Origin of the sequence: Streptomyces brevispora (assembly GCF_007829885.1) — a bacterium.
Classification (GTDB): Bacteria; Actinomycetota; Actinomycetes; order Streptomycetales; family Streptomycetaceae; genus Streptomyces; species Streptomyces brevispora.
Genome location: NZ_VIWW01000001.1, coordinates 3,401,112 through 3,413,787 on the forward strand (window position 1 = coordinate 3,401,112; position 12,676 = coordinate 3,413,787).

Sequence of the window (12,676 nt, forward strand, 5' to 3'; positions counted from 1 at the left end):
ACGCCGTAGGTGCGTACCTCCGGAGGTACGCACCTACGGAGGCGGGCGACTCCGGAGGTGTGCGACCCCGTGGGTACGCGGACTTCCCGACCGGCACGACCCCCGACCAGAAGGACAGAACACCATGTGTGGAGCAAAGGCCGGCGGCCCCGACGCTTCGACCATCAAGCCCGGTGAGACCACCATCCAGGGCAGCGTGACCCGCGACGGCGAGCCCGTCACCGGCTACGTCCGCCTGCTGGACTCGACCGGTGAGTTCACCGCCGAGGTCCCGACCTCGGCGACCGGACAGTTCCGCTTCTACGCGGCCGAGGGCACCTGGACGCTGCGCGCCCTCGTCCCGGGCGGCAGTGCCGACCGCACGGTCGTGGCACAGACGGGCGGCCTCTCCGAGGTGGCCATCGCCGTCTAGGACCTGGCGCCGCTCAGCGGATGACGGACCGGCCGAAGGGCCGTACCCCAGGGGGTTGGACGCCCTACTGAACCGGGGTACGGCCCTTCGTGCCGTCCGGGCGGAGCCCCGTCCGGTCCAGGAGCGGCTGGCTCGGCGGATCGGGCCTACGCTGGATTTATGTACGCTCGACGCCGTCGCGCATATTTCCTGATGATGGGCGGATGTCTCGTCCTCTTCGTCTCGGCCTGGGCCTTCGTGAGGCTCTGGTCGGTTCCGGCCGCCATCATCATGTGTGTGATCGCCATGGTCATCCCGCCCGTCGCGGCCATTGTGGCCAACCGGAAGGGGCCGGAGGACCGCTGGTGGGACGAGCCGGACCCGGACATCCGGGAGCGGCTGAAGAAGGAGAACCCCACCGGCGACCAGGAGTCCGACGAGTGGTGGGACGAGCTCGACGGCAAGAAGCGCCGCCGTTGAGGGACCGGCTCGATCAGTAGACGAGGGCCTGGACGCCGTCGGCCATGATCTCGCTGACGAAGACCTGGGCCCCGGCGATCCGCACGCCTTCCAGGACGTCCTCCTCGGTGATGTCGCGACGGGCCGCGCACTGGGTGCAGAGAGTGATGAGACCTCCAGCCTGGATCGACTCGATCAGATCCGGCAGCGGTGCGGAGTGCGGGAGTTCGAACTCGGCGGCCCTCCCCGGCAGGGCGAACCAGGCGGATTCCCCGGTCAGCCAGAGCGAGACCTCCACGCCACTGGCGACGGCGACCGCCGCCACCGTGAACGCCTGCGAGCAGCGCTCGGCGGAGTCGGCACCTGCGGTCACCTTGATCACGAGCTTCTTCTGCATGCGCCGAACTGTAATCCTTGGCCGCACAACCCCGCTGGTGCTCGGCGGCCTCGGCGCGGGTACGGCGCACACGATCATTTTGACGGAGCGCACCGACGTACCAGGGCTGGCCACCGAGGGCGACGGGCGCTGGGACTTCCCCCGGCTGAGCCTGCCCGCGCTCCCGCCCGGCGCGCCCCGCCCGTTCAGTGACGGCAACACCGCCGAGGTCCACCACGCCGACCTGCGCAGGCTGCTGCTCCCGGCCCGGCCGGAGCAACGCCGGACAAGAAGCTGACAGGCGGCTGGGTCAGCACGGAGCAGCTCGTCTCCGAGAAGGGAAGAGCGCCCGCCCCGCTGTCGGCGACCAGCTGATGGAGTCCGCCCTCCGGCACATCGCGGCACGCGGCTGGACCATGCCGGACGGCACGTCGAGCAGGATCTATCTGCTCCAGTTCAACTCGACGGCCTACGCCGACGCGTTCCGCGACGGCCGCCACATCGGCGCCTCGGCAGGGGATCCGCTGACCGGCGCCGCCCGGATGGACCTGGACGAGACATGGTCGGGCGGCGGGAAGGTGGAGAACACCACGTCCTACGTGGCCGACGAGCCGAAGCCGTTCGGCGCCGCCCAGGTCCGGCAGGCGTACCTGGTCGCCGGGGACACCGTCGCCCTGCTCGTCCAGTCCCGCCGGGGCGCCGAGGGGACGGAGCGCATCCCCTTCCACCAGACGGTGATCCTGCAGAACCAGCTGCTGGGCTGACCCGCCTCGCGGCAAGCCCCGAACCGACGGGCCGGGCCCCCACCCATTACGCTGGGACCCGGCCCGTACTGCTGCCATACCGCTCGTTCGAGGAGCTCCCGTGCTTGAGGCATTCTTCACCACCCTGCTGGTCCTGGTCTGTATCGGCACCCTCGCCTTCGCCGGCCTGACCGTGAAGAAGCTGTACCAGGGTCAGCGCTGACACCTCTCCTGCGTGCCTCCGCGCGGTGCCGGTTCCCCGGTGTCCGCGCTTCCCCGTCCCCCCGCCTCACAGATCGTCTGAGCCGCTCATGATCGAGATTCCGTCCGACCTCCACCCGGACCTCGTCCCGCTGGCCTTCCTCCTGGGCAACTGGGCGGGCGCGGGTGTGTCCGACTTCCCCGGCGCCGAGAAGTGCAACTTCGGCCAGGAGGTCTCCTTCAGCCACGACGGCCGGGACTTCCTGGAGTACGTCTCGCACACCTGGGTGCTCGACGCCGACGGCGAGAAGGTCCGGCCGCTGGAGTCCGAGTCCGGTTACTGGCGGATCGACAAGGACCGCAAGGTCGAGGTCGTGATGGTCCGCGACCAGGGCGTCATCGAGATCTGGTACGGCGAGCTGGCCCACCAGAAGCCGCAGATCGACCTGGTCACCGACGCGGTGGCCCGGACCGCGGCCTCCGGCCCGTACAACGGTGGCAAGCGGCTCTACGGCTATGTGAAGAGCGACCTGATGTGGGTCGGCGAGAAGTCCACGCCCGAGGTGGAGCTGCGGCCGTACATGTCGGCGCACCTGAAGAAGGTCGTCACCCCCGAAGAGGTCGCGGCGATGGCGAAGAGCCTCGGTGACCTGCCGGACGACGGGATCGCGTTCTTCAAGTAGGGCGCGAGCGGTCGCCCCGAACCCCACTCGGGGCTCCGGTTCCGCTTTCTGCTTTCCGCGTTCCGCTTTCCGTATTCCGCTGGGGGCGGGCCGCCACCCGGACCTACACTGGGGGCTGTGGTGAGCACCGACTGGAAGACCGATCTTCGGCAGCGCGGCTACCGGCTGACGCCGCAGCGGCAGCTTGTCCTGGAAGCCGTCGACACGCTGGAACACGCGACGCCCGACGACATCCTGTCCGAGGTGCGCCGGACCGCGTCCGGGGTGAACATCTCGACCGTCTACCGGACCCTGGAGCTCCTGGAGGAGCTCGATCTGGTCAGCCACGCCCATCTGGGCCACGGAGCCCCGACGTACCACCTGGCCGACCGCCATCACCACATCCATCTGGTCTGCCGGGACTGCACGAACGTCATCGAGGCCGATGTCGACATCGTCTCCGAGTTCACCGAGAAGCTGCGCGGCACGTTCGGGTTCGAGACGGACATGAAGCACTTCGCGATCTTCGGCCGCTGCGCCGACTGCGCCGCGAAGGCGGCCGGCCGGTCCCCGGAGCCGGCCCCGGGGCCCGACGCCCGGATGGCTCCGGAACGGACTCCCGGACCCGGGCAGTAGCCGGAGTCGTACGCTGGTCGCATGAAGAGCCCCCTGCTGTCCCTGCCCGGCGCCGTCCCCGCCGAGGGCCGCGACGAAGGCGTCGCCGCGCACTACGGCGACCTGTTCCGCGAGCAACGTGCCCTTGCCGACGGCTCCGGCCTCGTCGACCTGTCGCACCGCGGCGTCGTCACCGTTACCGGGAGCGACCGGCTGGCGTGGCTGCACCTCCTGATCACCCAGCACGTCACCGACCTCGCACCGGGGCAGGCGACCGAGTCCCTGATCCTCACCGCGAACGGGCACATCGAACACGCCCTGTACCTCGTCGACGACGGCGAGACCGTGTGGATGCACGTCGAGCCGGACACACAGGGCGAGTTGATCGCCTACCTGGAGTCGATGAAGTTCTTCTACCGGGTCGAAGTCGCCGACCGCACCGAGGACTTCGCGGTCGTGTACCTGCCGGCCGGTTCCATCGCCACGGTGCCGGACGGAGTCACCGTACGGGAGACGTCGTACGGCCGTGACCTGTTCCTGCCGCGCGCCGGTCTGGAGGAGTACGCGGCGGAGAACGGCCCGGTCGCCGGGGTCCTGGCCTACGAGGCGCTGCGCATCGAGGGGCACCGTCCGCGCGTCGGTTTCGAGACCGACCACCGCACCATCCCGCACGAGCTGGGCTTGATCGGCACCGCCGTCCACCTCCAGAAGGGCTGCTACCGGGGCCAGGAGACCGTGGCCCGGGTGCAGAACCTGGGCAAGCCCCCGCGCCGCCTGGTCTTCCTGCACCTGGACGGCAGCGAGGTGCTGCTCCCCGGGCACGGCACCCCGATCCGGCTCGCCGCGGACGGGGCCGAGGGCCGTCAGCTGGGCTTCATCACCAGCTCCGCTCGCCACCACGAGCTGGGGCCGATCGCCCTGGCCCTGGTGAAGCGGAACGTGGCGGTGGACGCGGAGCTGCTGGCGGGGGAGAACACGGCCGCGGCCCAGGAGACGGTCGTCGAGCCGTAGCGGGGCGCGCGGCAGTGCGCTGCCGGCCCGTGCACTGCCCGCCCGTACACCGACCGCCCGTACACCGGCCGCCCGTGCACCGGCCGCCGGAGCGGAGTCCTGCCCGCCGGATCAGACCTCGACGATGACGGTGAACGGGCCGTGGTTCGTGAGCGAGACCCGCATGTCCGCCCCGAACCGGCCCGTCTCCACCTGCGCCCCCAGCGCCCGCAGCCGCGCGACCACCTCGTCGACCAGCGGCTCGGCGATCTCGCCGGGGGCGGCCGCGTTCCAGGTGGGCCGGCGGCCCTTCCGAGCGTCCCCGTAGAGAGTGAACTGCGAAATCACCAAGAGCGGCGCATTCACGTCGGAGCAGGACTTCTCGCCCTCCAGGATGCGGACCGACCAGAGCTTGCGGGCGAGTTGCGCCGCCTTCTCCGAGGTGTCCCCGTGGGTGACTCCCACCAGCACACACAGGCCCTCGCCGACGATCTCACCGACCACCGCGGGGCCGCTGCCCTCGCCGTCCGCGTCGGACACCGTGACGCTCGCGCCGTCCACTCTCTGTACCACTGCACGCATACAGACCAACCTATCTTGGGCTGAACGGGTACAGAACACCTCCACCGGCACCCTCGGAGTGGCACGATGCTCGGAGGCGGTGCGCCGACGCACCGGTCGAGGGGATGGACAAGCATGAGCACCCATGGAACCGGGCAGTCCCCGGGTACCGTGCCGGTCACGCGTGCCGGTGTCAACAGCAGTGCGGGTACCGGTCCGAGCACCTTGCGGCCACCCGTGCAGCGGACCGGACACGACTCCGACGACGGCCCTGCCGCGCCCCCACCCGATCTGCGCGCCCTGCGGCTGCCGGAGCTGCGCACACTGCGCCGCGACGCGCAGCGCGACGAGGCCGACCTCAGCTATGTGCGGCGGCTGGTCCAGGGGCGCATCGACATCCTGCGGGCCGAGCAGGCCCGGCGGCGGGACCCCGAGTCGCCGGTGGTGGACCGGCTCTCGGAGATCCTCGCCGACGCCCCGTCGCTGCACCGCTCCTCCGCCCGGCACGTCACGCTGAGCACACCGCGCAGCGACGAGTACCGGCAGCTGGCGGCCGAGACGCTCGCCGAGGTCGAACTCTCCGACCTCGACGCCCGTACGGACGAAGAGCTGCACACCGCGATGGGGCGCCTGGTCCGCTACGAACAGCAGGTCTCCCGGCGCCGTCACCGGCTTCAGCGCACCGCGGACGACTGTGGTGGGGAGATCGCCCGCAGGTACCGTGACGGGGAAGCACAAGTAGACGACCTGCTCGCCTGAGGCAATCCCTCCGGGGGCGGGTCCCGCCCGTCCCCGGAAGGCCACCATGACCTCCAGCGCAGCCCCGTCCGCCATATCCGACCCGGTCCCCGCCCCACCCGTGCTGGCCGAGGTCGTACGGTCCGGTTTCGTCGAGGGCCACCATCGCGGCTCGCTGGTCGTCCTGGCCGCCGACGGCAGCGTCGAGCTGACCCTGGGTGATCCGGCGGCGCCGGTCTTCCCCCGGTCGTCGAACAAGCCGATGCAGGCCGCGGCCGTGCTGCGGGCCGGGCTCGACCTGTCCGGGGAGCGGCTGGCCCTGGCCGCCGCGAGCCACTCGGGTGAGGGTTTCCACCTCGATCTCGTACGCAAGATGCTCGCCGAGCACGGACTGTCGACCGACGACCTCCAGACCCCGCCCGATCTGCCGCTGGACCCGGCCGAGGCGGAGACGTATCTCGCCGCGGGCCACGTCCGGGAGCGGATCACCATGAACTGCTCGGGCAAGCACGCGGCGATGCTCGCGGTGTGCGTGCGCAACGGCTGGGACCCCGCCACCTACCTCGACCCGGCGCACCCGCTCCAGCGGCTCGTCCATCAGGTGGTCGAGGAGGCGGCGGGCGAACCGGTCGCCGCGGTCGGCACGGACGGCTGCGGGGCGCCGCTGATGGCGCTCTCCCTGGTGGGTCTCGCGCGGGCGTTCCGCACGTTCGTCACGGCGGCGCCGGGCACGGCGGAGCGCCGGGTGGCGGACGCGATGCGCGCCCACCCCGAGTACGTGGCGGGCACCCGCCGCCCCGACACCTGGCTGATGCGCGAGGTGCCCGGCACGCTGTCCAAGATGGGTGCGGAGGCGGTCCAGGCGGTGGCGCTCGCGGACGGCAGGGCGCTGGCCTTCAAGATCGACGACGGCTCGACCCGGGCGCTCGGCCCGGTGCTGGCGCGGGTGCTGGGCCTGCTCGGTGTGGACTCCCCGGTGGTGTCGCGGATCGGCCGGGCGCCGCTGCTGGGCGGCAGCGTGGAGGTCGGGGAGATCCGGGCGGCGTTCTGACCCGGCGCACCGGCCGGGTGGGGACCGCGTCCGGTCCCTGACCGCGTCCCGCGTCCCTGACCGCGTCCCGCGTCCCTGACCGCGTCCCGCGTCCCTGACCGCGTCCCGCGTCCGGGACCGCGTCCCGCACCCGGTCCCCGGCCGCGCTCCCGCACCCGGTCCGGGACCGCGTCCCGGACACCGGGAAAAGCGGGCGACATCCCGAACCGCCGTGTCTAGCGTGGGGCGCATGAACAGCCTTGAGGCCCGTCCCGTCACCGAGTCCGAGTTCGCCGACTGGCGGCGCGCCGTGAACACCGGTTTCCTGCGTGCGCCGACCCCGTCGGACGAGGAGGTGGCGGGGCGGCTGCCTCATATGGATCTGGCCCGCGTCCAGGGGGTGTTCGACGCCGGGCGGTGCGTGGCGACGTTCCGTTCGTTCGCGCAGGAGCTGACGGTCGTCGGCGGGGCGACGGTGCCGGCCGACGCGATCACCAACGTCACCGTGTCGCCCACCCACCGCCGCCGCGGGCTGCTCACCCGGCTGATGGCCGCGGACCTGGCGGCGGCCAAGGAGCGCGGCGATGTGGCCGCGACCCTGATCGCCGCCGAGTACCCGATCTACGGGCGCTACGGCTTCGGCCCCGCGGCCTGGACCACCGAGTGGGAGATCGACATACCCCGGGCGGGCCTCGACCCCCGGCTGTCCGGCGCGTCCGCGCGGGACGGCGGCCGGATCGACCTGGTGGACACGCCGGAGGTGCGCAAGCTGGGGCCGGCCCTCCACGACCGGCTGCGGGCCCGGCAGCACGGGGTGGTGAGCCGCGGCGACCGCTGGTGGGACCTGACGACCGGCAACGCGCTCTTCCCGAACGACAACTGGACCGAGCCCTTCCATGCCGTCCACCGTGACGCCGAGGGCACCGTGGACGGTCTCCTCGTCTACCGCGCCGACGACCACTGGGGCGATGCCAAGCAGCCGCTGAACCGGGCGACGGTACGCAGCATGATCGCGACGACCCCGGCGGCGGAGCGGGCGCTGTGGCACTTCCTCTGCTCGGTCGACTGGGTCACCACGATCCGCACCGGCAACCGCGCCCCCGACGATCTCCTCCCGCTGCTCCTCCCGGACCCGCGCGCGGCCCGCGTGGTGACGCACGCGGACTTCCTGTGGGTGCGCGTCCTGGACGTCGTACGCGCACTGGAGGCCCGCACCTACGCGGTCCCCGGCTCCCTGGTCCTGGACATCCACGACGCCACCGGCCTCACCGCCGGCCGCTTCCACCTGGACGCCTCCCCGGCCGGCGCCACCTGCACCCCGACGACGCGCAACGCGGATATCGCGCTGGACGTAAGGGAGTTGGGGACGCTCTACCTGGGCGACGAGTCGGCCCTGCGGCTGGCGGCCCTGGACCGCATCGAGGAACTGACCCCGGGCGCGGCGGCGCTGGCGGACGGGGTGTTCCGGGCGGGGCGGCGGGCTTGGTGCCCGGACGTGTTCTGAGCCGGATGCTGCCGAGCGACGTGCCCGGCTCCGCCGTTACCCCGCCCGGCTCCGCCGTCACCGCGTCCGCACCCTGAACAGCGCGCCCGACAGCGCCATCGCCACCAGCAGCAGTCGGTGGGCAACTCGCCCTGGATCGCGCTGACCTGGGAGCAGGAGGCCGCGCAGGGACTCGATGGCCGGGGTGATCGGCTGGTGGCCGGCGAAGCCGTGAGGCCAGGCGGGCATGACGAGGTCCAGGCGGTGTCCCCCGACGCGTGACTTCAGCGCGTCCGCGGTGCCCTCGGCGACCTTCCGGCCCCGGTCGAGGACGGCGATGCGGTCGGCCGGCCGGTCGGCCTCCTCCAGGTACTGGGTGGTGAGCAGTACCGTGGCGCCCTTGGCGGCGAGGTCGCGGAGCACCTGCCAGAGCTCCTGCCGGCTGCGCGGGTCGAGACCGGTCGTCGGCTCGTCCAGGAAGAAGACCTCCGGCTGCGGGCTGCCGACCAGTCCGGCCGCCGGGTCGAGTCTGCGCCGCATCCCGCCGGAGTACGTGCGGACGGTGCGGCGGGCCGCTTCGGTGAGGCCGAAGCGTTCGAGGAGTTCGGCGGCCCGTCGGCGCGCGTCAGCCCGGGAGCGGCCGGTCAGCGGGGCCATCATGCGCAGGTTCTCCTCGCCGGTCTGCGTCTCGTCGACGGCGGCGTACTGCCCGGTGAGGCTGATCGCGCGGCGCACCCGGCTCCGGTCGGCCACGACGTCGTACCCGGCGATGCGGGCCGTACCGCTGTCGGCGGTGGTGAGCGTGGCCAGGATGCGTACGGCGGTGGAAGGCAGCGGTCTGGGGCCGGGCGACGCGGTCTCCGTCATCCTTCTGGTCGGTGGTTTCGTGCGGAACGCGGCGCTGCTGATGGGTGATCTGGACGCCGCCGTCGAGGCGCGCGGCGTACCGGCGCAGGAGGTGATGGAGGGTTATGCCCGCACGCTGAGCCGGCTGGTCGACCCCGAGCGCCACCCCGCGCTCTCCCGGCTGATGGCGTCCGGCGCGCTGTGGGGCCCGGAGGAGCCCGACCACGAGTTCCGCTTCGGCCTCGAACGGGTGCTGGACGGGATCGACGCGCTGGTCCGGGAGCGGGGGTAGGGGAGACGCCCCGGCGGCGCACCGGAAGGCGCCCCGGTGTGCGGCGGACGGGCAGCGTTCAGGTGACGGCCGGGCGGTGGGCGGGCGGGCGGACGGGCGGCGGGCGTCAAGTCCGGTTGACGTCAAAGGCGTACGCTTCATGGTCATGAGCGGAGAGAAGCCCGGGCCCGGCGCGGCGGCGGACGAGGACGCGTCCCGTGGGCCGAACGCTCCGACGAGCCTGCGTGAGCGGAAGAAGCGGCTGACGTACCAGGCCGTCTCCGACGCCGCGATCACGATGTTCCTGGAGCGCGGCTTCGACAAGGTCTCGGTGGCCGAGGTCGCGGCCGCCGCGGACATCTCCAAGCCGACGCTGTTCCGGTACTTCCCGTCCAAGGAGGACCTGGTCCTGCACCGGTTCGCCGATCACGAGGACGAGTCCGCCCGGGTGGTCGCGGCCCGCGCGGACGGCGAGTCCCCGCTGGACGCGCTGCGCCGCCACTTCCTGGACGGCCTGGAGCGGCACGATCCGATCACCGGCCTCTGCGATGCGCCCGAGGTGCTGGCGTTCCACCGGCTGCTGTACGGGACGCCGTCCCTGGTGGCCAGGCTCTACGCGTACCAGGGCCGCTCCGAGGCCGCTCTCGCCCGCGCCCTGGGCGACGGGTTGCCCGACCGGCTGGCCGCGGGCCAGATCGTCGCGGTCCTGCGCATCCTGGCCATGGACAACTGGCGGCGGATCAGCGAGGGGCAGAGCGCGGACCGGATCCACGGGGACGCCGTCGAGGCGGCGGAGCGGGGCTTCGCGCAACTGGGGTCGGGACTGCGGCCGGGGCGGGAGTAGGGGCAGGAGCGGCGGGCTGCGGGCGCGGCCGAGAGGTTCCTAGCGGCCGTCCTCGGCGTGCTGCACCGCTTCGGCTATCTCCCGCACCCGGTCGAGCGTGATCCCGTTCCGCTGCTCCACGGCCAGCGGATGGTCGGTGGGCTCCAGTTCGATGAGCGGGCGCCGGCCGATCGGGCGGGTGTGCGCGTTGGTCTTGAGGTTGGTCGTACGGGGGGAGTAGAGCCCCAACTCGGTGGTCAGCCAGCCGAAGTACGGCTTCTCGGACTCCCGGCCCGGGGTCTCCCACACATCGAGGGCGCGGCCGAAGTTCTCCCGGCTCAACGACACCCAGACGCCCCAGGAGAACGGTTCCTTGCTGCCCGCCACGGGTATCTCGATCAGGCCCTTGATGAAGTAGTGCTCGTGTCTGACGATGCACTGGTCCGTCGAGAGCATGCTGTCGGGGTCGCTCTCCAGGCTCGCGTCCCAGACATCGGGTGCCATGGTCGAGTACCCCATCGGGAGTTCCGTGTGGTGTCCGCCGCAGCGGGAGCAGGTGTAGCCGGGGTCGGGTGCCATGGGCGGGATCCTAGAGCCTCCCCGCCGCGCGCAGGTGCGGCATGGGTCGTCAGGGGTGGCCGCGAAGGCCGTCGGCGATGACATCAAGGGCCGTCGGCGGTGACCCGCGGGCCGGTGGTGGCGGCTCACGGGCCGCGTGTTCACTCCGCGGCGGGGTCCTCGAAGCCGGGGGTCAGGGGGAGCGGTTCGCGGCTCACCGCGTCACCGGGTTCGGCGGCCGGATGCGATACCTCGGCCCGGCCCTCGCCGCCCGCGCCCGCAGCGGCTGAAACCCGCCCGAGGGCTCAGGAGCCGTCCCTGAGCCGGTCGCGCTGGATCCGGTGGGCGAGGGTGCGGCGTGCGGAGGGCGAGCCGAGCGGGGCGGCGGCGGCCGGGGCGCTGGCCGGATCGGCCGCCTGACCGGCCGACTGCCTGGACGGTACGTCGAGACCGCGGCTGATCTCGTCGTACGCGTCCCGATGGGCACGGGACAACGCCTTCGCGTCCGGGTGGGCATCGGACACTTCCCTGTCGTACCGCCGCAGGTCGTCCTCCACGAGCCGCCGCAGTTCGTCGACGTTCTCCGGGGTGAAGTGCTTCCTGCCCCGGGCGAGGGCGCTGACGCAGCGGGTGCAGCGGGCCGTGTCGGCGTACGTCTCGGAGATGTCCTCGGCCAGCCCCCACAGGCGCCCCTCGAGCCACGGAACGTCGTGCTGGTCGAGGGAGAGGTCCATCGGGGGTGCCGGATCGGCGGAGCGGTGCTTGTTCACCTGTTTGGACACGGCGGGCTGGCTCATGTCGGTGAGCCGGGCGATACGGTCCTGGGTCCAGCCGAAGCCGATGAACATCTGGATCATCTCGGCGCGGAGCCCGCGCATCTCCTCGCCCGCGCGGATGACGTCGTTCATCCCGGCGAGCATCCGCTCGGCCTGTTCCTCGGTCAGCGCCCCGGGGCTGTGCCGCGTGTCCTTCTCTCCACCTGCCACAACCAAGTTATATACCCTGACCACCTCTCCATAACCAGGTTGTACAACCTGGTTATGGCTGTCAGGATCGCTCGTATGACCACCTTCTGCGCGTCCGACGGAACCCGGCTCGCCTACCGCGTGTACGGGGACGGCGATCCGCTCGTCTGCATCCCGGGAGGCCCTGCGGACTCCCGCTACCTGGGCGAACTCGGCGGCCTGTCCGGTCACCGCCGCCTGATCGTCCCGGACCTGCGCGGCACCGGAGGGTCCGCGGTCCCCGAGGATGCCTCGTCCTACCGTTGCGACCGCCTCGTCGACGACGTCGAGGCCCTGCGCGAACACCTCGGCCTTCCCCGGACGGATCTGCTCGCCCACTCGGCCGGTACGAACATCGCGACGCTGTACGCGGCCCGGTTCCCGCAGCGCGTCGGCAGACTCGCCCTGATCACCCCCAGCACCCGGGCCGTCGGCATCGAGATCACCGGGGAGGAGCGCCGCGAGCTCGCTGCGCTCCGCAAGGGCGAGCCGTGGTACCCGGCCGCGTCCACCGCGCTGGAGGCGATCACCCGGGGAACGGACGGCGACTGGGCGGCCGTGGCCCCGTTCTTCTACGGCCGGTGGGACGACACGGCACGGGAGCACTGCACGGCGAGCCGGCCGGAGAACCCGGAGGCCGCCGCCGGCTTCGGGGCGGAGGGCGCCTTCGGCCCGGACACCACCCGTGCGGCGATCGCCGGCTTCGGGGCCCCTGTCCTGCTGCTCGCCGGGGAGTTCGACCTGAACAGCCCGCCTCGGGCGGTGGCCGGATTCGCCGCGCTGTTCCCCGAAGCCGCGCTCGTCGTGCAGTCGGGGGCGGGGCACTACCCGTGGCTCGACGACGCCGACCGCTTCACCGCGGCTGTCGCGGCGTTCCTGGGGTGATCCGGCCGGGTGAGTTTGATGGCCACGGCGTCGAGGACCC

General features: G+C 72.2%; 17 protein-coding genes and 1 pseudogene. 13 read left to right on the forward strand and 5 right to left on the reverse strand.

Features of this window, described 5'->3' with window-relative positions:
* The first annotated feature begins 124 nt into the window (after positions 1-124).
* Both FHX80_RS15770 and FHX80_RS15775 read left to right on the forward strand, forming a co-directional pair.
* Positions 125-412, forward strand: a complete 288-nt coding sequence (locus FHX80_RS15770; RefSeq protein ID WP_018490348.1) for a DUF1416 domain-containing protein — start codon at positions 125-127, stop codon at positions 410-412.
* 159 nt (positions 413-571) lie between these two features.
* Entirely contained in the window at positions 572-871 is a 300-nt protein-coding gene (locus FHX80_RS15775) for a DUF3099 domain-containing protein (protein WP_145764758.1), read from the forward strand.
* A 13-nt stretch (positions 872-884) separates the two neighbouring features.
* Here FHX80_RS15775 and FHX80_RS15780 read toward each other — a convergent pair whose 3' ends face one another.
* Positions 885-1,247, reverse strand: coding sequence for a DsrE family protein (locus tag FHX80_RS15780; RefSeq protein ID WP_145764759.1), 363 nt, complete (start codon positions 1,245-1,247; stop codon positions 885-887).
* Here FHX80_RS15780 and FHX80_RS36770 point away from each other — a divergent pair.
* From FHX80_RS36770 to ygfZ, 4 genes and pseudogenes are all read left to right on the forward strand, one after another.
* Positions 1,246-1,990: pseudogene (locus tag FHX80_RS36770) on the forward strand (hypothetical protein). The gene FHX80_RS15780 and the pseudogene FHX80_RS36770 overlap by 2 nt on opposite strands.
* 290 nt (positions 1,991-2,280) lie before the next feature.
* Positions 2,281-2,853, forward strand: a complete 573-nt coding sequence (locus FHX80_RS15795; protein WP_145764761.1) for a heme-binding beta-barrel domain-containing protein — start codon at positions 2,281-2,283, stop codon at positions 2,851-2,853.
* 117 nt (positions 2,854-2,970) lie between these two features.
* Positions 2,971-3,468: a Fur family transcriptional regulator gene (locus tag FHX80_RS15800; RefSeq protein ID WP_145764762.1), complete on the forward strand. Its 498-nt coding sequence runs from the start codon at positions 2,971-2,973 to the stop codon at positions 3,466-3,468.
* A gap of 21 nt (positions 3,469-3,489) precedes the next feature.
* Positions 3,490-4,458, forward strand: a complete 969-nt coding sequence (gene ygfZ / locus FHX80_RS15805) for a CAF17-like 4Fe-4S cluster assembly/insertion protein YgfZ (RefSeq protein ID WP_145764763.1) — start codon at positions 3,490-3,492, stop codon at positions 4,456-4,458.
* Between the two features lie 111 nt (positions 4,459-4,569).
* Here ygfZ and dtd read toward each other — a convergent pair whose 3' ends face one another.
* Positions 4,570-5,019, reverse strand: a complete 450-nt coding sequence (gene dtd, locus FHX80_RS15810; RefSeq protein WP_145764764.1) for a D-aminoacyl-tRNA deacylase — start codon at positions 5,017-5,019, stop codon at positions 4,570-4,572.
* Positions 5,020-5,133: 114 nt separating this feature from the next.
* Between dtd and FHX80_RS15815 the strand changes: the two genes are divergently transcribed.
* From FHX80_RS15815 to FHX80_RS15825, 3 genes are all read left to right on the forward strand, one after another.
* Positions 5,134-5,757 carry an RsiG family protein gene (locus FHX80_RS15815; RefSeq protein ID WP_208764668.1) on the forward strand — a complete coding sequence of 208 codons (624 nt, stop codon included), beginning with the start codon at positions 5,134-5,136 and terminating at the stop codon, positions 5,755-5,757.
* A 46-nt stretch (positions 5,758-5,803) separates the two neighbouring features.
* Positions 5,804-6,787, forward strand: a complete 984-nt coding sequence (locus FHX80_RS15820) for an asparaginase (protein WP_145764765.1) — start codon at positions 5,804-5,806, stop codon at positions 6,785-6,787.
* A gap of 229 nt (positions 6,788-7,016) precedes the next feature.
* Complete coding sequence (locus tag FHX80_RS15825) at positions 7,017-8,270, forward strand: GNAT family N-acetyltransferase (RefSeq protein WP_145764766.1); 1,254 nt, start codon at positions 7,017-7,019, stop codon at positions 8,268-8,270.
* Positions 8,271-8,327: 57 nt separating this feature from the next.
* On the opposite strand, the gene FHX80_RS15830 is transcribed toward FHX80_RS15825, so the two are convergent.
* Positions 8,328-9,116 (reverse strand): ATP-binding cassette domain-containing protein, encoded by a 789-nt coding sequence (locus FHX80_RS15830; RefSeq protein ID WP_145764767.1) that lies wholly within the window; start codon positions 9,114-9,116, stop codon positions 8,328-8,330.
* Here FHX80_RS15830 and FHX80_RS15835 point away from each other — a divergent pair.
* Both FHX80_RS15835 and FHX80_RS15840 read left to right on the forward strand, forming a co-directional pair.
* Entirely contained in the window at positions 9,073-9,387 is a 315-nt protein-coding gene (locus FHX80_RS15835) for a TetR/AcrR family transcriptional regulator C-terminal domain-containing protein (RefSeq protein ID WP_326592652.1), read from the forward strand. The genes FHX80_RS15830 and FHX80_RS15835 overlap by 44 nt on opposite strands.
* 139 nt (positions 9,388-9,526) lie before the next feature.
* The gene (locus tag FHX80_RS15840; RefSeq protein ID WP_145764769.1) at positions 9,527-10,210 is read left to right on the forward strand and encodes a TetR/AcrR family transcriptional regulator; all 684 of its coding nucleotides are present in this window, start codon (positions 9,527-9,529) and stop codon (positions 10,208-10,210) included.
* 39 nt (positions 10,211-10,249) lie between these two features.
* Here FHX80_RS15840 and FHX80_RS15845 read toward each other — a convergent pair whose 3' ends face one another.
* A complete protein-coding gene (locus tag FHX80_RS15845; protein WP_244318585.1) occupies positions 10,250-10,708 on the reverse strand; it encodes a DUF2199 domain-containing protein in 459 nt (152 codons plus the stop codon).
* Between the two features lie 137 nt (positions 10,709-10,845).
* Between FHX80_RS15845 and FHX80_RS15850 the strand changes: the two genes are divergently transcribed.
* Positions 10,846-11,037: a hypothetical protein gene (locus FHX80_RS15850; protein WP_145764771.1), complete on the forward strand. Its 192-nt coding sequence runs from the start codon at positions 10,846-10,848 to the stop codon at positions 11,035-11,037.
* A 15-nt stretch (positions 11,038-11,052) separates the two neighbouring features.
* Here FHX80_RS15850 and FHX80_RS15855 read toward each other — a convergent pair whose 3' ends face one another.
* Complete coding sequence (locus tag FHX80_RS15855) at positions 11,053-11,733, reverse strand: sigma-70 family RNA polymerase sigma factor (protein WP_145764772.1); 681 nt, start codon at positions 11,731-11,733, stop codon at positions 11,053-11,055.
* Positions 11,734-11,808: 75 nt separating this feature from the next.
* On the opposite strand from FHX80_RS15855, the gene FHX80_RS15860 reads away from it, so the two are divergent.
* Positions 11,809-12,636, forward strand: a complete 828-nt coding sequence (locus tag FHX80_RS15860) for an alpha/beta fold hydrolase (RefSeq protein ID WP_145767324.1) — start codon at positions 11,809-11,811, stop codon at positions 12,634-12,636.
* Positions 12,637-12,676: the final 40 nt, after the last annotated feature.